The sequence below is a fragment of the Methyloceanibacter methanicus genome, from assembly GCF_001723285.1.
Lineage (GTDB): Bacteria > Pseudomonadota > Alphaproteobacteria > Rhizobiales > Methyloligellaceae > Methyloceanibacter > Methyloceanibacter methanicus.
Genome location: NZ_LPWG01000013.1, coordinates 270,922 through 293,033 on the forward strand (window position 1 = coordinate 270,922; position 22,112 = coordinate 293,033).

Consider the following 22,112-nt stretch of genomic DNA (forward strand, 5'->3'; position numbering starts at 1 on the left):
AGACGATGAGCAAGCCCGGTAAGAGGTTTCGTGCAGCGGCCGAGACGGTCGACAACACCAAGCTCTACGGTGTCGAAGAGGCGGTGAAGCTGCTCAAGGGGGCGGCCAAGGCCAAGTTCGACGAGACGGTCGAGATTGCGATGAATCTCGGCGTCGATCCGCGCCACGCCGACCAGATGGTACGCGGCGTCTGTCAGCTGCCCCACGGGTCGGGCCGAACCCTGCGCGTCGGCGTTTTCGCCAAGGGCGACAAGGCCGAGGAAGCCAAGAAGGCCGGCGCCGAGGTCGTTGGCGCCGAGGATCTCGTCGAGCAGGTGCAGAAGGGCACGATCGAGTTCGACCGCTGCATCGCCACGCCCGACATGATGCCGCTCGTGGGCCGTCTCGGTAAGGTGCTTGGGCCCCGCGGTCTGATGCCGAACCCGAAGGTCGGGACCGTGACCACCGATGTCGCCGCCGCCGTTCAGGCGCCAAGGGCGGCGCCGTGGAGTTTCGCGTCGAGAAGGCGGGCGTCATTCACGCCGGCGTCGGCAAGGCGAGCTTCACCGAGGAAGCGCTGGTCGCACATCCGCGCCTTCACGGACGCGGTGATCAAGGCCAAGCCGTCGGGTGCGAAGGGCACCTTTGTGAAGAAGATTGCCGTGACTTCCACGATGGGGCCCGGCGTCAAGATTGAGCCCGCCAGCGTCGGCGGCGCTTAGTCTAAAAAGAATTTCGGGACTTCGGTCCCGAAGGGGACGTTTTGTCCCGAAGGGTCGTCCGGTTCGCCGTACGGCCCAAACCTGTCCGAGATTGCAGGTGTGGGAAACCGCTTAAGCCTTCTGGGCCTGCATGAGACGGGAGACAAACGGTTCGAGGGGTGTGGGCCTTGCTTGGCAGGGACACGCATTCGGAAGATCGGTTGAACCTCGTATGTGGCTCACGCGCGTTTTTGCGTGAACGAGCGGGACAGGCAACAGAGCGCCGCGAACAATCGCGGGATGGCGTCGATGCCTTCTCCCGCATGTCTCGCGGCTCAGTGTGGCCTAAGCCCGCATCGGCTTTTGCTTTCGCGGGTTTGAAACAACGGAGTGAGCATGGAAAGAGCTGAAAAGCGCGAAGTCGTATCTGCGCTTAGCGATGTCTTCGCCAATACCGGCGTGGTCGTCGTGGCTCACTACGCGGGTCTTTCGGTGTCCGAAATGACCAAGCTGCGCAGCGACATGAGAGAAGCTGGCGGCCAGGTCAAGGTGGCGAAGAACAGGCTCGTTAAGCTCGCGCTGGATGGAACCGACGCCCAGGGGATTTCGGATCTCATGGCGGGGCCGACCTGCCTCGCTTATTCCGACGACCCCATCGCGGCGCCGAAGGTGGCCGTCAAGTTCGCCAAGGGGAACGAGAAGTTCGTGATCCTCGGCGGCACGATGGGCGCCACGGTTCTCGACGCCAAGGGGGTGAGCTCGCTAGCCGACTTGCCTTCGCTCGATGAACTGCGTGGAAAGCTGGTTGGTCTGCTTCAGGCACCGGCGGGCAAGATTGCCCGCACGGTCAGTGCACCGGCCGCTCAGCTCGCGCGGGTCTTCGGCGCATATGGCGCGAAGGACGCAGCGTAGGCCTTTGACGACTTACATCGAAACACAAGAGTTGAACGTACGAGGATAACGAAATGGCAGATCTTCAGAAGATTGCAGACGATCTTTCGGGCCTGACGGTGCTCGAAGCGGCCGAACTGGCCAAGATTCTCGAGGAGAAATGGGGCGTTTCCGCCGCAGCTCCCGTTGCCGTCGCGGCTGTCGCCGGCGGTGCCGGTGGGGATGCCGCCGCGGCCGAGGAGAAGACGGAATTCGACGTCATTCTGACCGGCGCCGGCGACAAGAAAATCAACGTCATCAAGGAAGTGCGCGCGATCACGAGCCTCGGCCTGAAAGAGGCCAAGGACTTGGTCGAAGGTGCGCCGAAGCCCGTCAAGGAAGGCGTTGACAAGGAAGAAGCCGAGAAGATCAAGAAGCAGCTTGAGGACGCCGGCGCGTCTGTCGAGCTCAAGTAGACTTGAGTTAAAAGCTTGGGTTGAAGAATTCCCGGGCCGATCCCATATGATGGGGTCGGCCCGGGCTTCCAACCCATCAACATGTGTATGACGTGACGGTTCCCCTGAGTTTCCGCCAAGGCGGGGACTTAGGAGAGCGGTCGCGACGAGCTTTGAGAGGACCACATGGCGCAAACGAACGGTCACAAGCGATATCGGAAATTTTTTGGTCACATCACCGAAGTGGCCGAGATGCCGAACCTCATCGAGGTTCAGAAGCAGTCTTACGATCAATTCCTCATGGTGGAGGAGCCGGAAGGCGGTCGCGGGGACGAGGGGCTTCAATCCGTATTTCGCTCTGTGTTTCCGATCAAGGATTTCGGCGAGCGGGCTCAGCTCGAGTTCGTGCGCTACGCGTTCGAAGCGCCCAAATACGACGTGGACGAGTGCCAGCAGCGGGACATGACCTTCGCCGCGCCGCTGAAGGTCACGCTGCGCCTCATCGTGTTCGATGTGAACGAGGAGACCGGCGCGCGTTCCGTCAAGGACATCAAGGAGCAGGACGTCTATATGGGCGACATGCCGCTGATGACCTCGAACGGCACGTTCGTCATCAACGGCACCGAGCGCGTGATCGTCTCGCAGATGCACCGTTCGCCGGGCGTGTTCTTCGACCATGACCGCGGCAAGACCCATTCGTCGGGCAAGCTGCTGTTCGCCGCGCGCATCATTCCCTATCGCGGGTCCTGGCTCGACTTCGAGTTCGATGCCAAGGATATCGTCTATGTCCGCATCGACCGTCGCCGCAAGCTGCCGGTGACGACGCTGCTTTATGCGCTCGGTCTCGACGACGAAGAGATTCTTTCGACGTTTTACGATCGGATTACGCTCAAGGCCGCCAAGGATGGCTGGAAGATGCCGTTCAACGCCGACGGGATGCGCGGCATCAAGCCGGCGACGGACCTGATCGACGCCAAGACGGGCAAGGTCGCGATCGAGGCGGGCCGCAAGATCACGGCGCGGCTGGCCCGGAAGCTCTCCGAGGAAGGCTTGAAGGAGCTCCTCGTGAAGGACGAGGACCTCTACGGCCGCTACCTCGCCGAGGACATCGTCAACCTGGAGTCGGGCGAGATCTACGGCGAGGCCGGCGAGGAGATCGAGGAGAAGCTGCTCGAGACGCTGAAGGGGCTCAATCTCAAGGAGATTCCGATCCTCGACATCGACCACGTGAATGTCGGTGCGTTCATCCGCAACACGCTCGCGGTCGACAAGAACTCGAACACGGACGAGGCGCTGCTCGACATCTACCGGGTGATGCGTCCGGGCGAGCCGCCGACGCCGGAAGCGGCGCAGAACCTGTTCAACGGGATCTTCTTCGACTCGGAGCGCTACGATCTGTCGTCGGTCGGCCGCGTGAAGATGAACATGCGCCTCGATCTCGATGCGCCGGACACCATGCGCACGCTGCGCAAGGAGGACATCCTCGCGGTCATCAAGACGCTGGTCGACTTGCGCGACGGCAAGGGCGAGATCGACGATATCGATCACCTCGGCAACCGGCGTGTGCGCTCGGTCGGCGAGTTGATGGAGAACCAGTACCGGGTCGGTCTGCTGCGCATGGAGCGCGCCATCAAGGAGCGCATGAGCTCTGTCGACATCGACACGGTGATGCCGCAGGACCTCATCAACGCGAAGCCGGCTGCGGCGGCCGTGCGCGAGTTCTTCGGATCCTCGCAGCTGTCGCAGTTCATGGACCAGACCAACCCGCTGTCGGAGATCACCCATAAGCGGCGTCTGTCGGCGCTTGGCCCGGGCGGCCTCACCCGCGAGCGCGCGGGCTTCGAGGTGCGCGACGTGCACCCCACCCATTATGGCCGCATCTGCCCGATCGAGACACCGGAAGGTCCGAATATCGGTCTGATCAATTCGCTCGCCACGTTCGCGCGGGTGAACAAGTACGGCTTCATCGAGAGCCCGTATCGCCGCGTGGTGAAGAGCAAGGTGACGGACGAGGTGGTTTATCTCTCCGCCATGGAAGAGGCGCGCTATATCATCGCGCAGGCCAATGCCGAGCTGAAGCCCGACGGCAGCTTCGTCGAGGACTTGGTGGTTTGCCGCCATGCCGGCGACGTGGAACTGTACCCGCAGGACCGGGTCGACCTCATCGACGTGTCGCCCAAGCAGCTCGTGTCGGTCGCCGCGGCGCTCATTCCGTTCCTGGAGAACGACGACGCCAACCGCGCGCTGATGGGCTCGAACATGCAACGCCAGGCGGTGCCCTTGCTGATGGCGGAAGCCCCGCTGGTGGGCACGGGCATGGAATCCGTCGTCGCGCGCGACTCGGGTGCGGCGATCAGCGCCCGCCGGACCGGTGTGGTCGATCAGGTCGACGCGACCCGTATCGTCATCCGCGCGACGGAGGAGACCGATCCGTCGAAGTCCGGCGTCGACATCTACAATCTGCGCAAGTTCCAGCGCTCGAACCAGAACACCTGCATCAACCAGCGTCCGCTGGTGCGTGTGGGCGATGCCATCCAGGCCGGCGAGATCATCGCCGACGGTCCCTCGACCGATCTGGGCGAGCTGGCCCTCGGCAAGAACGTGCTCGTCGCCTTCATGCCGTGGATGGGCTACAACTTCGAGGACTCCATCCTCATCTCCGAGCGCGTGGTCCGCGACGACGTGTTCACCTCGATCCATATCGAGGAATTCGAGGTCATGGCCCGCGACACCAAGCTCGGCCCGGAGGAGATCACGCGCGATATTCCGAACGTCTCCGAAGAGGCTCTGAAGAATCTCGACGAGGCGGGCATCGTCTATATCGGCGCCGAAGTGCAGCCGGGCGACATCCTGGTCGGCAAGATCACGCCGAAGGGCGAGAGCCCCATGACACCGGAAGAGAAGCTGCTGCGCGCCATCTTCGGCGAGAAGGCGTCCGACGTACGCGACACCTCGCTGAAGCTGCCGCCGGGCGTGCCGGGAACGGTTGTCGAGGTGCGCGTGTTCAATCGTCACGGCATCGAGAAGGACGAGCGCGCCATGGCGATCGAGCGCGAGGAGATCGAGCGTCTCGCCAAGGACCGGGACGACGAAATGGCGATCCTGGACCGCAACGTGTTCGCGCGGCTGCGCGACGTTCTGCTGCACAAGATCGTCGCCAAGGGTCCCAAGGCGGTCAAGAAGGACGCCAAGATCACCGAGGTCATGCTCGACGAGCTCCCCCGCAGCCAGTGGTGGGAAATCGCGCTCAAGAACGAAAAGGCGATGAGCGAAGTCGAGGCTATCGGCCGCCAGTACGACGAGGCCAAGAAGCGCCTCGAGCAGCGCTTCGTGGACAAGGTCGACAAGCTGCAGCGCGGCGACGAGCTGCCGCCTGGCGTCATGAAGATGGTCAAGGTCTTCGTGGCCGTGAAGCGTAAGATTCAGCCCGGCGACAAGATGGCGGGCCGTCACGGCAACAAGGGTGTGATCTCTCAGATCGTTCCGGTCGAGGACATGCCGTATCTCGAAGACGGCACGGCGGTCGATATCGTGCTCAACCCGCTCGGCGTGCCGAGCCGCATGAATGTCGGTCAGATCCTCGAGACCCATCTCGGCTGGGCGTGCCGCGGTCTTGGTAAGAAGATCGGCGAGGCCTTGGAGGAATATTACGAGTCCAACAAGCCCAAGCCGCTGAAGGACATGCTCAAGACCATCTACGGTGCCGACAAGGCCGTCGCGGCACTGGCCGACGATCAGCTGATCGATGTCGGCAAGGCTCTGCAGCCGGGCGTTCCGGTGGCGACGCCCGTTTTCGACGGCGCGCATGAGACCGATGTGTCCGACCTGCTGGAAATGGCGGGTTACGACCCGTCGGGTCAGGTCACGCTTTACGACGGCCGCTCGGGCGAGCCGTTCGAGCGCAAGGTGACGGTGGGCTACATCTATATGCTGAAGCTGCATCACCTGGTGGACGACAAGATCCACGCCCGTTCGATCGGCCCGTACAGCCTTGTGACCCAGCAGCCGCTGGGCGGTAAGGCGCAGTTCGGCGGTCAGCGCTTCGGTGAAATGGAGGTGTGGGCGCTCGAGGCTTACGGCGCCGCGTACACGCTCCAGGAAATGCTCACCGTGAAATCGGACGACGTTGCGGGCCGGACCAAGGTCTACGAGGCGATCGTCCGGGGTGACGACACGTTCGAGGCGGGTATCCCCGAGTCGTTCAACGTGCTCGTCAAGGAAATGCGTGCATTGGGACTGAATGTCGAACTGGTGCAACCGAAGCCGGACGAGGTGCAGCCGAACGCCATGCAGCTGCCCAAGCCGGCGGCGGAATAAGCGTCTGGCGCGGACGCTTCGACACACACCCGTTTCGACTAACCGAAGGGCGGCGCCCCCGCCCATTTGGAGACAAGCAGAATGAACCAAGATCTCGCGAACCTGTTCAACCCGCAGACTCCGCAGCAGCACTTCGAACAGATCCAGATCGGTATTGCGAGCCCGGAAAAGATCCTGTCGTGGTCGTTCGGGGAGATCAAAAAGCCGGAGACGATCAACTACCGGACGTTCAAGCCTGAACGCGACGGACTGTTCTGCGCGCGTATCTTCGGGCCGGTGAAGGACTATGAGTGCTTGTGCGGCAAGTACAAGCGCATGAAGTACAAGGGCGTCATCTGCGAGAAGTGCGGCGTCGAGGTCACGCTGGCCAAGGTGCGCCGCGAGCGCATGGGCCATATCGAGCTCGCCGCGCCGGTCGCGCATATCTGGTTCTTGAAGTCCCTACCGTCCCGGATCGGCCTTCTGCTGGACATGACGCTGAAGGATCTGGAGCGGGTCCTGTATTTCGAGAACTACATCGTGCTGGAGCCGGGACTCACCTCGCTCAAGCCGCTGCAGCTTCTGTCCGAGGAAGAGTACATCCAGGCGCAGGACGATTTCGGCGAGGATTCCTTCACCGCCGGGATCGGCGCCGAGGCCATCCGCGAACTGCTCAAGGGACTCGATCTCGAGAAGATCGCCGCGGATCTGCGCGTGGAGATCGCCGAGGCGACGACCGAGCTCAAGCCCAAGAAGCTGGCCAAGCGTCTGAAGGTGGTCGAGGCCTTCATCCAGTCCGGGAACCGTCCCGAATGGATGATCCTCACCGTCGTGCCGGTCATTCCGCCGGAGTTGCGTCCGCTGGTGCCGCTGGATGGCGGCCGCTTTGCGACCTCGGACCTCAACGACCTGTACCGCCGCGTCATCAACCGTAACAACCGTCTGAAGCGGCTCATGGAGCTGCGCGCCCCGGACATCATCATCCGGAACGAAAAGCGCATGCTGCAGGAGGCGGTCGACGCGCTGTTCGACAATGGCCGCCGTGGCCGCGTCATCACCGGCGCCAACAAGCGTCCGCTGAAGTCGCTGGCCGATATGCTCAAAGGCAAGCAGGGCCGCTTCCGTCAGAACCTGCTCGGCAAGCGCGTGGACTACTCGGGCCGTTCGGTCATCGTGGTCGGTCCCGAGCTGAAGCTGCATCAATGCGGTCTGCCGAAGAAGATGGCGCTCGAGCTGTTCAAGCCGTTCATCTATTCGCGGCTGGACGCCAAGGGGCATGCTTCGACTGTCAAGCAGGCCAAGAAGCTGGTCGAGAAGGAGAAGCCGGAAGTCTGGGATATCCTCGACGAGGTCATCCGCGAGCACCCGGTCATGCTGAACCGCGCGCCGACGCTCCATCGGTTGGGCATTCAGGCGTTCGAGCCGGTGCTCATCGAGGGCAAGGCCATTCAGCTCCATCCGCTGGTCTGCGCGGCCTTCAACGCCGACTTCGACGGCGACCAGATGGCCGTTCACGTGCCGTTGTCGCTGGAAGCCCAGCTCGAAGCCCGTGTGCTGATGATGTCGACCAACAACATCCTGCACCCGGCCAACGGTTCGCCGATCATCGTGCCGTCTCAGGATATCGTGCTTGGCCTCTACTACCTGTCGCTGGTCATGGACAACGAGCCGGGCGAGGGGATGATCTTCGGCGACGTCGCCGAGATCCATCACGCGCTCGAAGCCGGCGCGGTGACCATGCATGCCAAGGTCAAGGGCCGCTACATTACCAAGGACGAGAACGGCAATTGGGTCGCCTATATCTACGACACGACCCCTGGCCGCATGCTGCTGGGCGAGCTGTTGCCGCGGCGTGCGGAGGTCAGCTTCGATCTGGTCAACCAGCTCCTGACCAAGAAGGCGATCTCGAAGATGATCGACGTGGTCTACCGCCACTGCGGTCAGAAGGAGACGGTGATCTTCTGCGACAAGATCATGGGTCTCGGGTTCCGCTACGCCTGCCGGGCCGGCATCTCGTTCGGCAAGGACGACATGGTGATCCCGGAGACCAAGGACGAGATCATCCACAAGACCACCGATCTCGTGCGCGAATACGAGCAGCAGTACAATGACGGTCTGATCACGCGCGGCGAGAAGTACAACAAGGTGGTCGACACCTGGACCGAGTGCACCGAGCTCGTCGCGAAGGAAATGATGAAGCGCATTTCCTCGGTGCAGATCGACGAGGAGACCGGCCGCGAGAAGCCGATCAACTCGATCTACATGATGTCCCATTCCGGTGCGCGTGGCAGCCCTGCGCAGATGAAGCAGCTCGCCGGTATGCGCGGTCTGATGACCAAGCCGTCGGGCGAGATCATCGAGACGCCGATCATCTCGAACTTCAAGGAAGGCCTGTCGGTGATGGAGTACTTCAACTCCACCCACGGCGCCCGTAAGGGTCTGGCCGACACCGCCTTGAAGACGGCCAACTCCGGCTACCTGACCCGCCGCCTCGTCGACGTGGCGCAGGACAGCATCGTCACCGAGGAGGATTGCGGCACCGACGGCGGTATCACCGTTCGCGCCATTCTTGATGCCGGTGAGGTCACGGTGTCGCTCGGCCAGCGCGTGCTGGGCCGTACGGCCGCCGATTCGGTCAAGAATCCGGCGACCGGCGACGTCATCGTCGAGGCGGGAGAGCTGATCGAGGAAGAGCATGTCGAGGCCATCGAGAATGCGCGGGTCCAAGAGATTCGTGTGCGCTCGGCGCTGACGTGCGAAACCCGTAACGGCATTTGCGGCAAATGCTACGGGCGCGACTTGGCCCGGGGCACGCCCGTCAATATGGGCGAGGCCGTGGGCGTCATCGCGGCGCAGTCGATCGGTGAGCCGGGGACCCAGCTCACCATGCGGACCTTCCATCTGGGCGGCGTGGCGAGCTCCAAGGTCGCCGATCAGTCCTCGCTGGAGTCCGCGTTCGAAGGCACGGTGAAGATCAAGCAGCGCAACGTCGTCGAGGACTCGCAAGGCCGGCACATGGTCATGACCCGGAACACGGCCATCGTGATCCTGGACGAGGACGGCAACGAGCTGGCCACGCACCGGCTGCCTTACGGTACGCATCTGCGGGTGGACGACGGCGACAAGGTCAAGCGCGGCGATCGTCTCGCCGAGTGGGACCCCTATACCCGTCCGGTGCTCACCGAGATCGAAGGTACGGTCGAGTTCGAAGATCTCGTCGAAGGTGTCTCCGTTTCGGAGCAGCGTGACGAATCGACGGGCATCACCAACAGCGTGATCATCGACTGGCGTGCCTCGCCGCGTGGCGCCGATCTCCGTCCGGCCATGGCCATCAAGGACAAGACGGGCGAGATCGGTAAGCTGTCGCGCGGCGGCGAAGCCCGTTATCTGCTTCCGGTGGACGCGGTCTTGTCCGTGGAACCCGGCAGCGAGGTGAAGGCGGGCGATGTGCTGGCGCGTATCCCGATGGAGAGCGCCAAGACCCGCGACATCACGGGCGGTCTGCCGCGCGTCGCCGAACTGTTCGAGGCGCGTCGTCCCAAGGATCACGCCATTATCGCGGAGATCTCGGGCATCGTGCAGCTCGGCCGCGATTACAAGAACAAGCGGCGGATCAGCATCGTTCCGGACGAGGAGGGCGCGGAGCCCGTCGAGTTCCTGATTCCGAAGGGCCGGCATCTGACAGTGCAAGAGGGCGACCGGATCGAGAAGGGCGAGTACCTTCTCGACGGGCACCCGGCGCCGCACGATATCCTGGCCATCAAGGGCGTCGAGGAACTGGCCAACTATCTCGTCAACGAGATCCAGGAGGTCTATCGGCTCCAGGGCGTGACGATCAACGACAAGCATATCGAAGTGATCGTCAGCCAGATGCTCAAGAAGATCGAGATCGACGATCCGGGCGACACCGAGTTCCTGAAGGGCGAACAAGTGGACCGTATCGACTTCGAAGACGCCAATGCGGCCGCGGAAGCCGCCGGCGGCAAGAAGGCGGAAGGTCAGCACGTCCTGCTCGGTATCACGAAGGCGAGCCTCCAGACCCGGTCCTTCATTTCGGCGGCCTCGTTCCAGGAGACCACGCGCGTCCTCACCGACGCCGCGGTCAACGGAAAGAAGGATGCGCTCGAAGGGCTCAAGGAGAACGTCATCGTGGGCCGGCTCATCCCGGCCGGTACGGGCGGCATGCTGGCGCGGCTCAACCGTATCGCTACCCATCGTGACGAGCTGATTCTGGAAGAGCGCCAGCGTTCGGCCCAGGAGGCGATCGAGCAGGCCGGAGAGGCGGTCCCGGAAGAGGCGGAGAGCGCCGAAGCGGTGCCGGAAGACACCGGGGATGGCGCTTCGGCTTAGGCCGTATCCGGAGATATTGGGGGCCAAGCGGCAAAACCGTCAAAAAACGGCGCTTGGCCCCTGAATTCGGGCACTTGAGCCCTTGACGTTGCGAGAAATGGCCTGATACAACGCGGCCACTTAGCGGCAGGCGGTAGCCCACCGAAAGGTTGCCCATTAGGAGATAATACCTAGCGGGCGCGGGTTAGACGCTGCCGGACTAACCGGGATCAGATCGGGGTCATGATCTTGGGGGCTATCCCTCAAGGTCCTCTGTTTTTGGCGCTGAAGGACGCGAGGGACGACTCGCAGCTTCAGCTCTTGTGTTTTGGGCGCTCTCGCCCAGCTGGTTTGGGCGTTGTCGCCCATGGGTGAACGAGGCGATTTCGCCTTCAGAACGATTGGACGCTAAGGCTGCCATGCCAACGATTCAGCAATTGATCCGGAAGCCGCGCAAGGCTCCGGTGAAACGCAACAAAGTGCCGGCCATGCAGGCCTGCCCGCAGAAGCGTGGGGTTTGTACCCGCGTGTACACCACGACGCCGAAGAAGCCGAACTCGGCGCTTCGGAAGGTCGCGCGCGTGCGCCTGACGAACCAGCAGGAAGTGACGAGCTACATTCCTGGCGAGGGTCATAATCTTCAGGAGCACTCGGTGGTGATGATCCGCGGCGGCCGTGTGAAGGATCTTCCCGGCGTGCGCTACCACATCATTCGCGGCGTGCTCGACACGCAAGGCGTCGGCGCCCGCCGTCAGCGGCGCTCGAAATACGGAGCCAAGCGGCCCAAGTAGTGGGGCGCTTTTCTGGTTTTTAAGGAACGGATTGAAGCGATATGTCCAGGCGGCACAAAGCTGATAAGCGGGAGATCATCCCCGATCCCAAATTTGGGGATCAGGTGCTCACCAAGTTCATGAACTCCATCATGCTTGACGGCAAGAAATCGGCCGCCGAGCGGATCGTTTATGGCGCGCTCGACCAGATGGAAGACAAGGTCAAGCAGAACCCGATCGAGCTGTTCCATCAGGCGCTGCAGAACGTCATGCCGGCGATCGAGGTGCGTTCGCGCCGTGTGGGTGGCGCGACCTATCAGGTGCCCGTCGAGGTCCGTGTCGACCGCCGTCAGGCCCTGGCCATTCGCTGGATTATTTCCGCCGCGCGCGGGCGCAACGAGAACACGATGGTCGAGCGGCTGTCGGGTGAGCTTCTCGATGCCGTCAACAATCGCGGTTCGGCCGTGAAGAAGCGCGAGGACACGCACCGGATGGCGGAAGCCAACCGGGCCTTCTCGCACTATCGCTGGTAACCGTCTCAAGGAACTCGAACGATGCCTCGCCAGACGCCCCTCAAGGATTACCGCAACATCGGTATCATGGCGCATATCGATGCCGGCAAGACCACCACGACCGAGCGCGTGCTCTACTACACGGGTAAGAGCCACAAGATCGGCGAAGTCCACGATGGCGCGGCCACCATGGACTGGATGGAGCAGGAGCAGGAGCGCGGTATCACCATTACGTCGGCGGCGACGACGGCGTTTTGGAACGACAAGCGCATCAACATCATCGACACGCCCGGTCACGTGGACTTCACGATCGAGGTGGAGCGCTCCTTGCGCGTGCTCGACGGCGCCGTTGCGCTGCTCGATGCCAACCAGGGTGTGGAGCCGCAGACCGAGACCGTGTGGCGTCAGGCCGACAAGTACCGCGTCCCGCGCATGATCTTCGTCAATAAGATGGACAAGATCGGCGCCGACTTCTTCATGTCGCTCGAGACGATCAAGCAGCGCCTCGGCGCCAACCCGATCGTGCTCCAGCTGCCGATCGGCGCGGAGTCCGATTTCGCGGGCATCGTCGACCTCGTGCGCATGAAGGCGGTGGTCTGGGACGACGAGTCGCTTGGCGCATCGTTCCACGACGAGGATATTCCGGCCGACCTGCAGAAGAAGGCCGAAGAATACCGCGACGCTCTGGTGGAGCAGGCGGTCGAGCTCGACGAGGAGGCCATGGAGGCTTATCTCGAAGGCAAGGAGATCCCCGAGGAGAAGCTGAAGGAGCTGATCCGCAAGGGAACCTGTAACCTCGACTTCGTGCCGGTGATGTGCGGCTCGGCGTTTAAGAACAAGGGCGTGCAGCCGCTTCTCGATGCCGTGGTCGACTATCTTCCCTCGCCGATCGACGTGCCGGCCATCAAGGCCATCGACGTGAAGACCGAAGAAGAGGTCGATCGTCCGGCGTCGGACGATGCGCCGCTGTCGATGCTGGCCTTCAAGATCATGAACGATCCGTTCGTCGGCTCGCTGACCTTCTGCCGCATCTATTCGGGCAAGGTCGAGTCGGGCCAGACCCTGGCCAACACGGTGAAGGACAAGAAAGAGCGTATCGGCCGTATGCTGCTGATGCACTCCAATCACCGCGAAGACATCAAGGAAGCCTATGCGGGCGACATTGTCGCCATTGCGGGCCTCAAGGACGTCACCACTGGTGACACGCTCTGCGATCCCAGCAAGCCCGTGATCCTGGAGCGCATGGAATTCCCCGATCCCGTTATCGAGGTCGCGGTGGAGCCCAAGACCAAGAGCGACCAGGAGAAGCTGGGTGTTGCTCTGAACCGTCTGGCTCAGGAGGATCCGTCCTTCCGCGTGACGGTCGACCACGAATCCGGTCAGACCATCATCAAGGGCATGGGCGAGCTTCACCTCGACATCATCGTCGATCGCATGAAGCGCGAGTTCAAGGTCGAGGCGAATGTGGGTGCGCCGCAGGTGGCGTATCGCGAGACGATCACGAAGCCGGCCAGTGTCGACTACACCCACAAGAAGCAGACTGGTGGCTCTGGCCAGTTCGCCCGCGTCAAGATGGAGATCGAGCCGGCCGAGGCTGGCGAAGGTTTCATTTTCGAGAACAAGGTTGTCGGCGGTAACGTGCCCAAGGAGTTCATCCCGGGCGTCGAGAAGGGCGTTCAGAGCGTCATCGCGGCGGGTGTTCTCGCGGGCTTCCCGATCCTTGATGTAAAGTGCACGTTGGTTGACGGTGCATCGCACGACGTTGACTCGTCCGTCATGGCGTTCGAGATTGCATCCCGTGCGGCCTTCCGCGAAGCGGCCCTGAAAGCCGCGCCGAAACTGCTTGAGCCGATGATGAAGGTTGAAGTGGTGACGCCGGAAGAATATGTGGGCGGTATCATTGGCGATCTTACCAGCCGCCGCGGTCAGGTCCGGGGCCAAGAGGCCCGGGGCAACGCGACGGTGATCAATGCCATGGTCCCGCTAGCCAACATGTTTGGTTACGTGAACACGCTGCGCTCCATGAGCCAGGGGCGGGCGCAATTCACGATGCAGTTCGACAGCTACGCGCAGGTTCCGCAGGCGGTGGCTGAAGAAGTGCAGGCAAAGTTCGCCTAAGCGATTGGGCGTTTGAGTTTTTATCTTCTGGTGAGAGGAATGGAGAGCCACAATGGCTAAAGAGAAATTCGACCGGTCAAAGCCGCATTGCAACATCGGTACGATTGGTCACGTCGATCACGGCAAAACGACCCTGACCGCTGCCATCACCAAGACATTGGCTGAGACCGGCGGCGCGACGTTCACCGCCTATGATGAGATCGATAAGGCGCCTGAAGAGAAGGCGCGCGGTATCACGATCTCCACGGCGCATGTGGAGTACGAGACCGAGAACCGTCACTACGCGCACGTCGACTGTCCTGGCCACGCCGACTACGTGAAGAACATGATCACGGGTGCGGCGCAGATGGACGGCGCCATTCTGGTGGTGTCCGCCGCCGACGGCCCCATGCCCCAGACCCGCGAGCACATCCTGCTTGCCCGTCAGGTCGGCGTGCCGGCGCTGGTGGTGTTCCTGAACAAGGTCGACCAGGTCGACGATGAGGAGCTTCTGGACCTCGTCGAGCTCGAAGTTCGCGAGCTCCTGTCCAAGTACGAGTTCCCGGGCGACGACATCCCGATCATCAAGGGTTCCGCCCTTGCCGCGATCGAGGACTCCAATCCGGAGATCGGCCAGAAGGCCATCATGGAGCTGATGAAGGCCGTGGACGAGTACATCCCGCAGCCGGAGCGGCCGAAGGACCAGCCATTCCTGATGCCGATCGAAGACGTGTTCTCGATCTCGGGCCGCGGTACCGTGGTGACCGGCCGTATCGAGCGTGGCGTCGTCAAGGTTGGCGAGGAAGTCGAGATCGTCGGTATCAAGCCGACCTCCAAGACGACCGTGACCGGCGTTGAGATGTTCCGCAAGCTGCTCGATCAGGGCGAGGCGGGCGACAACGTGGGCTGCCTGCTCCGTGGCGTTGATCGCGAAGGTGTCGAGCGTGGTCAGGTTCTGGCCAAGCCGGGTTCGGTGACGCCGCACACGAAGTTCAAGGCCGAGGCTTACATTCTCACGAAGGAAGAGGGTGGCCGCCACACGCCGTTCTTCGGCAACTACCGTCCGCAGTTCTACTTCCGCACCACCGACGTGACCGGTGTGGTCGAGCTGCCGGAAGGCACCGAGATGGTGATGCCGGGCGACAATATCGCCATGACCGTTGAGCTGATCGTGCCGATCGCCATGGAAGAGAAGCTCCGCTTCGCTATCCGTGAAGGTGGCCGCACCGTCGGCGCCGGCGTGGTGTCGTCGATCATCGAGTAAAGGGAATTGAGAAGTGCGCCGCTCCGTTTTGGGGCGGCGCGCTTTTCTAACTTGAGGCCGTCGAGATGCAGAGCCAGAACATAAGAATTAGGCTGAAAGCCTTCGACCATCGCATTCTCGATGCGTCGACCAAGGAAATCGTCAACACGGCGAAGCGCACCGGTGCGGAAGTCCGCGGGCCCATCCCGCTGCCGACCCGTATCGAGAAGTTCACCGTGAACCGCTCTCCGCATATCGACAAGAAGAGCCGGGAGCAGTTCGAGATGCGGACGCATAAGCGGCTGCTCGACATTGTCGATCCCACGCCGCAGACGGTCGATGCTCTCATGAAACTCGATCTCGCCGCCGGCGTGGATGTCGAGATCAAGCTTTAACCGGCTGCTGGACGAGGCAAGGAACAAGTTCGATGCGATCAGGTGTTATCGCGCAAAAGGTCGGCATGACCAGAATCTTCACCGATGCCGGGGAGCACATCCCCGTTACGGTGCTGCGTCTGGAGAATTGCCAGGTCGTCGGTCAAAGGACCGCTGAGAAGAACGGCTACACGGCCCTTCAGCTCGGTGCCGGCCGTGCCAAAGTGAAGCGTTTGACGCGCGCGGAGCGCGGCGGCTTCGCCGTGGCCAATGTGGAGCCCAAGCGGAAGGTCGCGGAATTCCGCGTCAGCCCCGAGAACTTGATCGACGTGGGCGCGGAGATCACGGCCGACCACTTCGTCGAGGGCCAGTTCGTCGATGCCTCCGGCACGTCGATCGGTAAAGGCTTCGCGGGCGGCATGAAGCGGCACGGGTTCGGCGGTCTGCGGGCCAGCCACGGCGTGTCGATCAACCACAGAAGCCACGGCTCCACCGGTCAGTGCCAGGAGCCCGGCAAGGTGTTCAAGGGCAAGAAGATGGCCGGTCACATGGGTGACGTCAGCGTCACGACGCAGAATCTGCGCGTGGTCAAGACGGACCCCGAGCGCGGGCTCATCATGATCCGTGGCGCCGTTCCCGGCTCCAAGGGCGGTTGGGTTCTCCTGCGCGATGCGGTCAAGCGGGCGCTGCCCGAGGGTGCGCCGGTCCCCGGCGCGTTCCGCAAGAGCGGCGAAGATGTAGCGCCGGCCAAGGCGCCTGCGGCCGAGGCTTCCGCCGAGGCCGGGCAGGCCCAGGCGGCAGAGGGCGGAGAGAACGCGTAATGAAAGCGGATGTGACAACGCTCGACGCCAAGAAGGCGGGAACCGTGGATCTGTCCGAAGACGTCTTCGGACTGGAGCCGCGCGCCGACTTGCTGCACCGCATGGTGCGCTACCAGCTGGCCAAGCGCCGCGCCGGTACGGTTGCGACGAAGGACCGTTCGGAGATCACCGCGACGACCGCGAAGATGTTCCGGCAGAAGGGCACCGGCCGTGCCCGTCACGGCAGCGCCAAGCCCGGTGTGTTCCGTGGCGGCGGCAAGGCCTTCGGTCCGAAGCCGCGCAGCTTCGCTTTCGATCTGCCGAAGAAGGTCCGTGCGCTCGCGCTGAAGCATGCGCTGTCGTCCAAGGCGAAGGCCGAGGAGCTCATCGTGATCGACTCCTGCGATGTGAAGGACGCCAAGACGAAGGCGCTGAAGACGCAGTTCGACAAGCTGGGCTTTGGCTCCGCGCTGATCGTGGACGGCGCCGAGGTGCAGACGAATTTCGCGCTCGCCGCGCGCAACATCCCGCATGTGGATGTGCTGCCGGTTCAGGGCATCAACGTTTACGACATCTTGCGGCATGAGAAGCTCGTGCTGACCAAGGCCGCGCTCGAGGCGCTGGAGGCTCGGTTCAAATGAGTGCGCTTCAAGCCTATGACGTGATTTTGGCGCCAGTCATCACCGAGAAATCGAGTGAGGCGTCCGAAGCCAATCAGGTGGTGTTCAAGGTTCGCCTCGACGCGACGAAGCCGCAGATCAAAGCCGCGGTCGAGAAGCTGTTCGGCGTCAAGGTCTTGGCCGTGAACACGCTGACCCGCAAGGGGAAGACCAAGTTCTTCCGGGGCATCAAGGGCACCCAGAAGGATACGAAGAAGGCCGTCGTCAAGCTCGCCGAAGGCGACAAGATCGACGTGACGACAGGGATCTAGCGCGATGGCGTTGAAGACATTCAAACCGACCACGCCGAGCCAGCGTCAGCTGGTGCTCGTGGACCGCAGCCATCTGTGGAAGGGCAAGCCCGTCAAGCCGCTCACGGAGGGGTTGACCAAGTCGGGCGGGCGCAACAACACCGGCCGCGTGTCGATCTGGCACCGTGGCGGCGGTCACAAGCGGACCTATCGTCTGGTCGATTTCAAGCGGACCAAGCGCGGCGTGCCGGCGACCGTCGAGCGGCTGGAATACGATCCGAACCGCACGGCCTTCATCGCGCTGGTCAAGTACGAGGACGGTGAGCTGTCCTACATCCTCGCGCCGCAGCGTCTTGCGCCGGGCGACACGGTCGTCGCCGACGAGAAGGTCGACGTGAAGCCGGGCAACGCGATGCCGCTTGCCAACATGCCGATCGGCACCATCGTCCACAATGTGGAGATGAAGCAGGGCAAGGGCGGGCAGATCGCGCGCGCCGCGGGCGCCTATGTGCAGCTCGTCGGCCGCGACTCGGGCTACGCGATCCTGCGTCTGAATTCCGGCGAGACGCGTATGGTTCCGGCGGCCTGCATGGCCACGGTCGGGGCCGTCTCCAATCCGGACAACTCCAATGTGTCGTTGTCCAAGGCCGGCCGCACCCGCTGGAAGGGCCGCAAGCCCGTCGTGCGGGGCGTGGCCATGAACCCGATCGATCATCCGCATGGCGGTGGCGAGGGGCGGACGTCCGGTGGCCGGCATCCGGTCACACCTTGGGGCAAGTCCACCAAGGGCAAGCGGACGCGCACCAACAAGGCGAGCGACAAGTACATCCTGCGCAGCCGCCATCTGAAGAAGAAGAAGGGATAAGACGTGGCACGTTCGATTTGGAAAGGCCCGTTCGTCGACGGCTATCTCTTGAAGAAGGCGGAGAAGGCGCGCGAGAGCGGCTCCAACGCCATTATCAAGATGTGGTCGCGCCGCTCCACCATCCTCCCGCAATTCGTGGGACTGACATTTGGTGTCCACAACGGACAGAAGCACATTCCGGTGCTCGTGACCGAGGACATGGTGGGTCACAAGTTCGGCGAGTTCTCGCCGACGCGGACCTATCACGGCCATGCCGCCGACCGTAAAGCGAAGAAGGGCAAGTAGTCATGGGCAAGCCGCACAGAGAGCGCACGCTCAAAGACAACGAGGCGAAGGCCGTCACGCGGCTCATTCGCGTGAGCCCGCAAAAGCTGAACCTGCTTGCTCAGCTCATTCGCGGCAAGAAGGTCGATCGCGCGCTCGCCGATCTCGCCTTCTCGCGCAAACGAGTCGCCAAGGACGTCAAGAAGACCTTGGAGTCGGCGATCGCGAACGCTGAGAACAATCACGACCTCGACGTGGACGCGTTGGTCGTGTCGGAAGCCTATGTCGGCAAGAACATCGTGATGAAGCGCATTCAGGCGCGCGCACGTGGCCGGGCTGCGCGGATCATGAAACCGTTTTCGCAGATGACCGTGGTCGTGCGTCAAGTTGAGGAGCCTGCTTGATGGGACAGAAAGTCAACCCGATCGGGCTTAGGCTCGGTGTCAACCGCACTTGGGATTCGCGCTGGTTCGCCTCGCGTGGCGAGTACGCGGACCTGCTGCACGAAGATCTCAAGATGCGCGAGCACATTCTGAAGACGCGCAAGCAGGCCGGTATCTCCAAGGTCGTTGTGGAGCGTCCGCACAAGAAGTGCCGCGTCACGGTCTATACCGCCCGTCCGGGCATCCTGATCGGCAAGAAGGGCTCCGATATCGAGCTTCTCCGCAGGGAGCTCGCGACGATGACGGACTCCGACGTGCATCTGAACATCGTCGAGGTGCGCAAGCCCGAGATCGATGCGACGCTGGTGGCCGAGGGTATCGCGCAGCAGCTCGAGCGCCGCGTGGCGTTCCGCCGGGCCATGAAGCGGGCGGTGCAGTCCGCGACGCGCATGGGTGCGCTGGGTATCCGGATCAATTGCTCGGGCCGGCTTGGCGGCGCGGAAATCGCGCGCATGGAGTGGTATCGCGAGGGCCGCGTGCCGCTGCACACGCTGCGGGCCAATATCGACTACGGCACGGCGCTCGGGCGCACGGCCTACGGGATCATCGGCATCAAGGTTTGGATCTTCAAGGGCGAGATCATGGAGCACGACCCCATGGCCCAGGAGACCAAGGCTCTTGAGGCCCAAGAGGGCGGACGTTCCGGTGGCCGGCGCGATTCCGCACGGGCGCAGGGCTAAGGGCAGGACTTAAGAATTATGCTGCAACCGAAACGCACAAAGTTCCGCAAGATGCACAAGGGTCGCATCAAAGGTGCGGCCAAGGGCGGTTCTGCGCTCAACTTCGGGACCTTCGGGCTGAAGGCGCAGGAGCCGCGCCGCGTCACCGCCAGACAGATCGAAGCGGCGCGCCGTGCCATGACGCGTCAGATGAAGCGTGCGGGCCGTGTGTGGATCCGCATCTTCCCGGACGTGCCGGTTTCGAAGAAACCGACCGAAGTCCGCATGGGTAAGGGTAAGGGTACGCCCGAGTTTTGGGCGGCCAAGGTCAAGCCGGGCCGCATCATGTTCGAGATCGACGGCGTGGGCGAGCCGGTGGCCCGCGAGGCGCTGCGGCTCGCCGCGGCGAAGCTGCCGATCAAGACGCGTGTTGTCGCGCGCATCGAGGGCTAGGCGATGAAAGCGAGCCAAGTAAACGATATGACGATCGATCAGCTCAATGACGAGTTGGTCAAGTTGAAGAAGGAGCAGTTCAACCTGCGCTTCCAGGCCGCTTCCGGGCAGCTTGAGAACACGGCGCGGGTTCGGCAGGTGCGCCGCGACATCGCACGCGTGAAAACGATCGCGCGCGTCAAGAGCGCCGCAGCGAAGGCTTAAAGGTAGGAACGATGCCGAAACGCGTTTTGATTGGGACCGTGGTGAGCGACAAGAACGACAAGACCGTCGTGGTCAAGGTCGAGCGCCGCTTCACGCATCCTCTGTTTCACAAGGTGGTTCGCCGCTCCAAGAACTACCACGCCCACGACGAGAACAACGAGTTCAAGGTCGGCGAGAAGGTGTGGATCGAGGAGTGCGCTCCGATCTCGAAGCAAAAATGTTGGGTGGTTTTGCCGCGCGAGCAGGCGGCCAGCTAAGGCGACTAACGAAGGGCCTCGATGAAGGCCTGAATAAGGCGAATGCCATGATTCAGATGCAGACCAATCTCGATGTCGCCGACAACTCCGGTGCGAAGCGCGTGCAGTGCATCAAGGTGCTGGGCGGCTCGAAGCGGAAATACGCCTCGATCGGGGACACGATCGTGGTCAGCGTCAAGGAAGCGATTCCGCGCGGCCGCGTGAAGAAGGGTCAGGTCATGAAGGCCGTGATCGTGCGCACCGCCACGGGCGTGCGCCGTCAGGACGGTTCGCTGATCCGTTTCGACCGCAATGCCGCGGTTTTGGTGAATGCGCAGGGCGAGCCGGTGGGTACGCGCATCTTCGGCCCGGTCACGCGCGAGTTGCGGGCGAAGAAGCACATGAAGATCGTTTCGCTCGCACCGGAGGTGCTGTGATTATGGCTGGCTTGAAGATCAAGAAGGGCGACCACGTGGTGGTGCTCACGGGCAAGGACAAGGGCAAGCGCGGTGAAGTGCTGAAGGTCCTGCCGGCCGAGGACCGTGCCGTGGTGCAGGGTGTGGCGCAGGTGCGCCGTCACCAGCGCCAGACGGCGTCGCAGGAGGGGGGCATCATCACCAAGGAAGCCCGATCCATATTTCCAATCTCGCGCTTGAGGACCCCAAGGACGGGGAACCCACGCCGCGTCGGCTACAAATTCTTGAAGGACGGACGCAAGGTGCGTTTTGCCAAGCGTTCGGGCGAGGTCATCGATGGCTGAGCAGGTATACACACCGCGGCTGAAGCAGCAGTACCACGACGTTATCAAGGGCGATCTCGAGAAGGAGTTTGCCTACAAGAACGTCATGCAGATTCCCCGCCTCGACAAGGTGGTGTTGAACATCGGCGTCGGTGAGGCCGTGAGCGACTCCAAGAAGGTCAAGGCGGCGGCGAACGATCTCGGCCTGATCGCCGGTCAGCGTCCCGTGATCACCAAGGCGCGCAAGTCGATCGCCGGCTTCAAGCTGCGTGAGGGCATGCCGGTGGGCGTGAAGGTCACGCTGCGCAAGAACCGGATGTACGAGTTTCTCGACCGGCTGGTGAATATCGCGCTTCCGCGCGTTCGCGACTTCCGCGGGCTCAATCCCAAGAGTTTCGACGGGCGCGGCAATTATTCGATGGGCCTGAAGGAGCACATCATCTTCCCCGAGATCGATTACGACAAGGTGGAAGACGTGCTCGGCATGGACATCATTGTGTGTACGACGGCGCAGAACGACGACGAGGCGCGTGCGCTTTTGAAGGGTTTGAACTTTCCGTTCCGCAGCTAGGCCTGGATCGGCTGCGACAGGAGGACTGAATGGCTAAAACGAGCATGATCGAGCGGGACAAGAAGCGCCGCCGCCTTGCCAAGAAATACGAGGCGCGGCGCGCGCGGCTGAAGGCGATTGCCGCCGACCAGTCGATTCCGGCCGAGGAGCGTTTCGCGGCGCGGCTGAAGCTGGCGGAGATTCCGCGCAATGCCTCGCCGACGCGTATTCACAACCGCTGCGATCTCACCGGGCGACCGCGCGGCTACTACCGCAAGCTTCGCATGTCGCGCATCGCCTTGCGCGACCTCGCGAGCAACGGACTGATCCCCGGCATGGTTAAGTCGAGCTGGTAAGGACTTC

The 22,112-nt window shown here is 62.6% G+C and carries 24 protein-coding genes and 1 pseudogene; all 25 read left to right on the forward strand.

The annotated features are described in order from the left end of the window. Nucleotides 1–5: 5 nt before the first annotated feature. Entirely contained in the window at nucleotides 6–701 is a 696-nt protein-coding gene (gene rplA, locus AUC68_RS13160; protein ID WP_083240736.1) for a 50S ribosomal protein L1, read from the forward strand. A gap of 375 nt (nucleotides 702–1,076) precedes the next feature. Continuing rightward, nucleotides 1,077–1,592 carry a 50S ribosomal protein L10 gene (rplJ, locus tag AUC68_RS13165; RefSeq protein ID WP_069438062.1) on the forward strand — a complete coding sequence of 172 codons (516 nt, stop codon included), beginning with the start codon at nucleotides 1,077–1,079 and terminating at the stop codon, nucleotides 1,590–1,592. A gap of 53 nt (nucleotides 1,593–1,645) precedes the next feature. After that, complete coding sequence (gene rplL, locus AUC68_RS13170; RefSeq protein WP_069438063.1) at nucleotides 1,646–2,026, forward strand: 50S ribosomal protein L7/L12; 381 nt, start codon at nucleotides 1,646–1,648, stop codon at nucleotides 2,024–2,026. 165 nt (nucleotides 2,027–2,191) lie between these two features. Next, the gene (gene rpoB / locus AUC68_RS13175) at nucleotides 2,192–6,322 is read left to right on the forward strand and encodes a DNA-directed RNA polymerase subunit beta (protein WP_069438064.1); all 4,131 of its coding nucleotides are present in this window, start codon (nucleotides 2,192–2,194) and stop codon (nucleotides 6,320–6,322) included. 81 nt (nucleotides 6,323–6,403) lie between these two features. Next, the gene (gene rpoC / locus AUC68_RS13180) at nucleotides 6,404–10,651 is read left to right on the forward strand and encodes a DNA-directed RNA polymerase subunit beta' (protein ID WP_069438065.1); all 4,248 of its coding nucleotides are present in this window, start codon (nucleotides 6,404–6,406) and stop codon (nucleotides 10,649–10,651) included. A 398-nt stretch (nucleotides 10,652–11,049) separates the two neighbouring features. Continuing rightward, nucleotides 11,050–11,421, forward strand: a complete 372-nt coding sequence (gene rpsL, locus AUC68_RS13185) for a 30S ribosomal protein S12 (protein WP_069438066.1) — start codon at nucleotides 11,050–11,052, stop codon at nucleotides 11,419–11,421. 41 nt (nucleotides 11,422–11,462) lie between these two features. Then, entirely contained in the window at nucleotides 11,463–11,933 is a 471-nt protein-coding gene (gene rpsG, locus AUC68_RS13190; RefSeq protein WP_069438067.1) for a 30S ribosomal protein S7, read from the forward strand. Nucleotides 11,934–11,954: 21 nt separating this feature from the next. Next, nucleotides 11,955–14,030: an elongation factor G gene (fusA, locus tag AUC68_RS13195; RefSeq protein ID WP_069438068.1), complete on the forward strand. Its 2,076-nt coding sequence runs from the start codon at nucleotides 11,955–11,957 to the stop codon at nucleotides 14,028–14,030. Between the two features lie 52 nt (nucleotides 14,031–14,082). After that, nucleotides 14,083–15,273, forward strand: a complete 1,191-nt coding sequence (gene tuf, locus AUC68_RS13200; protein ID WP_069438069.1) for an elongation factor Tu — start codon at nucleotides 14,083–14,085, stop codon at nucleotides 15,271–15,273. Between the two features lie 65 nt (nucleotides 15,274–15,338). Beyond that, nucleotides 15,339–15,647, forward strand: a complete 309-nt coding sequence (gene rpsJ / locus AUC68_RS13205) for a 30S ribosomal protein S10 (RefSeq protein ID WP_069438070.1) — start codon at nucleotides 15,339–15,341, stop codon at nucleotides 15,645–15,647. Between the two features lie 32 nt (nucleotides 15,648–15,679). Further along, nucleotides 15,680–16,447 (forward strand): 50S ribosomal protein L3, encoded by a 768-nt coding sequence (gene rplC, locus AUC68_RS13210; RefSeq protein WP_069438071.1) that lies wholly within the window; start codon nucleotides 15,680–15,682, stop codon nucleotides 16,445–16,447. Beyond that, nucleotides 16,447–17,067, forward strand: coding sequence for a 50S ribosomal protein L4 (gene rplD / locus AUC68_RS13215; protein ID WP_069438072.1), 621 nt, complete (start codon nucleotides 16,447–16,449; stop codon nucleotides 17,065–17,067). Before rplC ends, rplD begins: the two co-directional genes overlap by 1 nt. Further along, nucleotides 17,064–17,357 carry a 50S ribosomal protein L23 gene (locus AUC68_RS13220; RefSeq protein WP_069438073.1) on the forward strand — a complete coding sequence of 98 codons (294 nt, stop codon included), beginning with the start codon at nucleotides 17,064–17,066 and terminating at the stop codon, nucleotides 17,355–17,357. The genes rplD and AUC68_RS13220 overlap by 4 nt, the downstream gene beginning before the upstream one ends. A 4-nt stretch (nucleotides 17,358–17,361) precedes the next feature. Further along, complete coding sequence (gene rplB, locus AUC68_RS13225) at nucleotides 17,362–18,201, forward strand: 50S ribosomal protein L2 (protein ID WP_069438074.1); 840 nt, start codon at nucleotides 17,362–17,364, stop codon at nucleotides 18,199–18,201. Between the two features lie 3 nt (nucleotides 18,202–18,204). Beyond that, nucleotides 18,205–18,486: a 30S ribosomal protein S19 gene (gene rpsS, locus AUC68_RS13230; RefSeq protein WP_069438075.1), complete on the forward strand. Its 282-nt coding sequence runs from the start codon at nucleotides 18,205–18,207 to the stop codon at nucleotides 18,484–18,486. 2 nt (nucleotides 18,487–18,488) lie between these two features. After that, nucleotides 18,489–18,869: a 50S ribosomal protein L22 gene (gene rplV, locus AUC68_RS13235; protein ID WP_069438076.1), complete on the forward strand. Its 381-nt coding sequence runs from the start codon at nucleotides 18,489–18,491 to the stop codon at nucleotides 18,867–18,869. Then, nucleotides 18,869–19,588: a 30S ribosomal protein S3 gene (gene rpsC / locus AUC68_RS13240; protein WP_069438077.1), complete on the forward strand. Its 720-nt coding sequence runs from the start codon at nucleotides 18,869–18,871 to the stop codon at nucleotides 19,586–19,588. The genes rplV and rpsC overlap by 1 nt, the downstream gene beginning before the upstream one ends. 18 nt (nucleotides 19,589–19,606) lie before the next feature. After that, nucleotides 19,607–20,020: a 50S ribosomal protein L16 gene (rplP, locus tag AUC68_RS13245; RefSeq protein WP_069438078.1), complete on the forward strand. Its 414-nt coding sequence runs from the start codon at nucleotides 19,607–19,609 to the stop codon at nucleotides 20,018–20,020. A gap of 3 nt (nucleotides 20,021–20,023) precedes the next feature. Continuing rightward, nucleotides 20,024–20,224: a 50S ribosomal protein L29 gene (gene rpmC / locus AUC68_RS13250; RefSeq protein ID WP_069438079.1), complete on the forward strand. Its 201-nt coding sequence runs from the start codon at nucleotides 20,024–20,026 to the stop codon at nucleotides 20,222–20,224. Between the two features lie 11 nt (nucleotides 20,225–20,235). After that, the gene (rpsQ, locus tag AUC68_RS13255; protein WP_069438080.1) at nucleotides 20,236–20,481 is read left to right on the forward strand and encodes a 30S ribosomal protein S17; all 246 of its coding nucleotides are present in this window, start codon (nucleotides 20,236–20,238) and stop codon (nucleotides 20,479–20,481) included. Nucleotides 20,482–20,528: 47 nt separating this feature from the next. Then, nucleotides 20,529–20,897 carry a 50S ribosomal protein L14 gene (rplN, locus tag AUC68_RS13260; protein ID WP_045367542.1) on the forward strand — a complete coding sequence of 123 codons (369 nt, stop codon included), beginning with the start codon at nucleotides 20,529–20,531 and terminating at the stop codon, nucleotides 20,895–20,897. Nucleotides 20,898–20,899: 2 nt separating this feature from the next. Further along, nucleotides 20,900–21,151 (forward strand): annotated as a pseudogene (gene rplX / locus AUC68_RS13265) (50S ribosomal protein L24); the annotation flags it as partial. Beyond that, entirely contained in the window at nucleotides 21,097–21,243 is a 147-nt protein-coding gene (locus AUC68_RS18880) for a hypothetical protein (RefSeq protein WP_483127782.1), read from the forward strand. The pseudogene rplX and the gene AUC68_RS18880, both read left to right, overlap by 55 nt. After that, the gene (gene rplE, locus AUC68_RS13270; protein ID WP_069438081.1) at nucleotides 21,213–21,770 is read left to right on the forward strand and encodes a 50S ribosomal protein L5; all 558 of its coding nucleotides are present in this window, start codon (nucleotides 21,213–21,215) and stop codon (nucleotides 21,768–21,770) included. The genes AUC68_RS18880 and rplE overlap by 31 nt, the downstream gene beginning before the upstream one ends. Before the next feature lie 29 nt (nucleotides 21,771–21,799). Next, nucleotides 21,800–22,105, forward strand: coding sequence for a 30S ribosomal protein S14 (rpsN, locus tag AUC68_RS13275; protein WP_069438082.1), 306 nt, complete (start codon nucleotides 21,800–21,802; stop codon nucleotides 22,103–22,105). Nucleotides 22,106–22,112: the final 7 nt, after the last annotated feature.

Bases quoted from the DNA above. Each gene is read 5' to 3' on its own strand.
- rpsN (WP_069438082.1), top strand. From the start codon at position 21,800: ATGGCTAAAACGAGCATGATCGAGCGGGACAAGAAGCGCCGCCGCCTT.
- rplA (WP_083240736.1), top strand. From the start codon at position 6: ATGAGCAAGCCCGGTAAGAGGTTTCGTGCAGCGGCCGAGACGGTCGAC.
- rplD (WP_069438072.1), top strand. From the start codon at position 16,447: ATGAAAGCGGATGTGACAACGCTCGACGCCAAGAAGGCGGGAACCGTG.
- rpmC (WP_069438079.1), top strand. From the start codon at position 20,024: ATGAAAGCGAGCCAAGTAAACGATATGACGATCGATCAGCTCAATGAC.
- rpoB (WP_069438064.1), top strand. From the start codon at position 2,192: ATGGCGCAAACGAACGGTCACAAGCGATATCGGAAATTTTTTGGTCAC.
- rplN (WP_045367542.1), top strand. From the start codon at position 20,529: ATGATTCAGATGCAGACCAATCTCGATGTCGCCGACAACTCCGGTGCG.
- rplC (WP_069438071.1), top strand. From the start codon at position 15,680: ATGCGATCAGGTGTTATCGCGCAAAAGGTCGGCATGACCAGAATCTTC.
- rpsC (WP_069438077.1), top strand. From the start codon at position 18,869: ATGGGACAGAAAGTCAACCCGATCGGGCTTAGGCTCGGTGTCAACCGC.
- rplV (WP_069438076.1), top strand. From the start codon at position 18,489: ATGGGCAAGCCGCACAGAGAGCGCACGCTCAAAGACAACGAGGCGAAG.
- rplJ (WP_069438062.1), top strand. From the start codon at position 1,077: ATGGAAAGAGCTGAAAAGCGCGAAGTCGTATCTGCGCTTAGCGATGTC.
- rpoC (WP_069438065.1), top strand. From the start codon at position 6,404: ATGAACCAAGATCTCGCGAACCTGTTCAACCCGCAGACTCCGCAGCAG.
- rpsG (WP_069438067.1), top strand. From the start codon at position 11,463: ATGTCCAGGCGGCACAAAGCTGATAAGCGGGAGATCATCCCCGATCCC.
- rplB (WP_069438074.1), top strand. From the start codon at position 17,362: ATGGCGTTGAAGACATTCAAACCGACCACGCCGAGCCAGCGTCAGCTG.
- rplL (WP_069438063.1), top strand. From the start codon at position 1,646: ATGGCAGATCTTCAGAAGATTGCAGACGATCTTTCGGGCCTGACGGTG.
- tuf (WP_069438069.1), top strand. From the start codon at position 14,083: ATGGCTAAAGAGAAATTCGACCGGTCAAAGCCGCATTGCAACATCGGT.
- AUC68_RS13220 (WP_069438073.1), top strand. From the start codon at position 17,064: ATGAGTGCGCTTCAAGCCTATGACGTGATTTTGGCGCCAGTCATCACC.
- rpsQ (WP_069438080.1), top strand. From the start codon at position 20,236: ATGCCGAAACGCGTTTTGATTGGGACCGTGGTGAGCGACAAGAACGAC.
- rpsJ (WP_069438070.1), top strand. From the start codon at position 15,339: ATGCAGAGCCAGAACATAAGAATTAGGCTGAAAGCCTTCGACCATCGC.
- rplP (WP_069438078.1), top strand. From the start codon at position 19,607: ATGCTGCAACCGAAACGCACAAAGTTCCGCAAGATGCACAAGGGTCGC.
- rplE (WP_069438081.1), top strand. From the start codon at position 21,213: ATGGCTGAGCAGGTATACACACCGCGGCTGAAGCAGCAGTACCACGAC.
- fusA (WP_069438068.1), top strand. From the start codon at position 11,955: ATGCCTCGCCAGACGCCCCTCAAGGATTACCGCAACATCGGTATCATG.
- rpsL (WP_069438066.1), top strand. From the start codon at position 11,050: ATGCCAACGATTCAGCAATTGATCCGGAAGCCGCGCAAGGCTCCGGTG.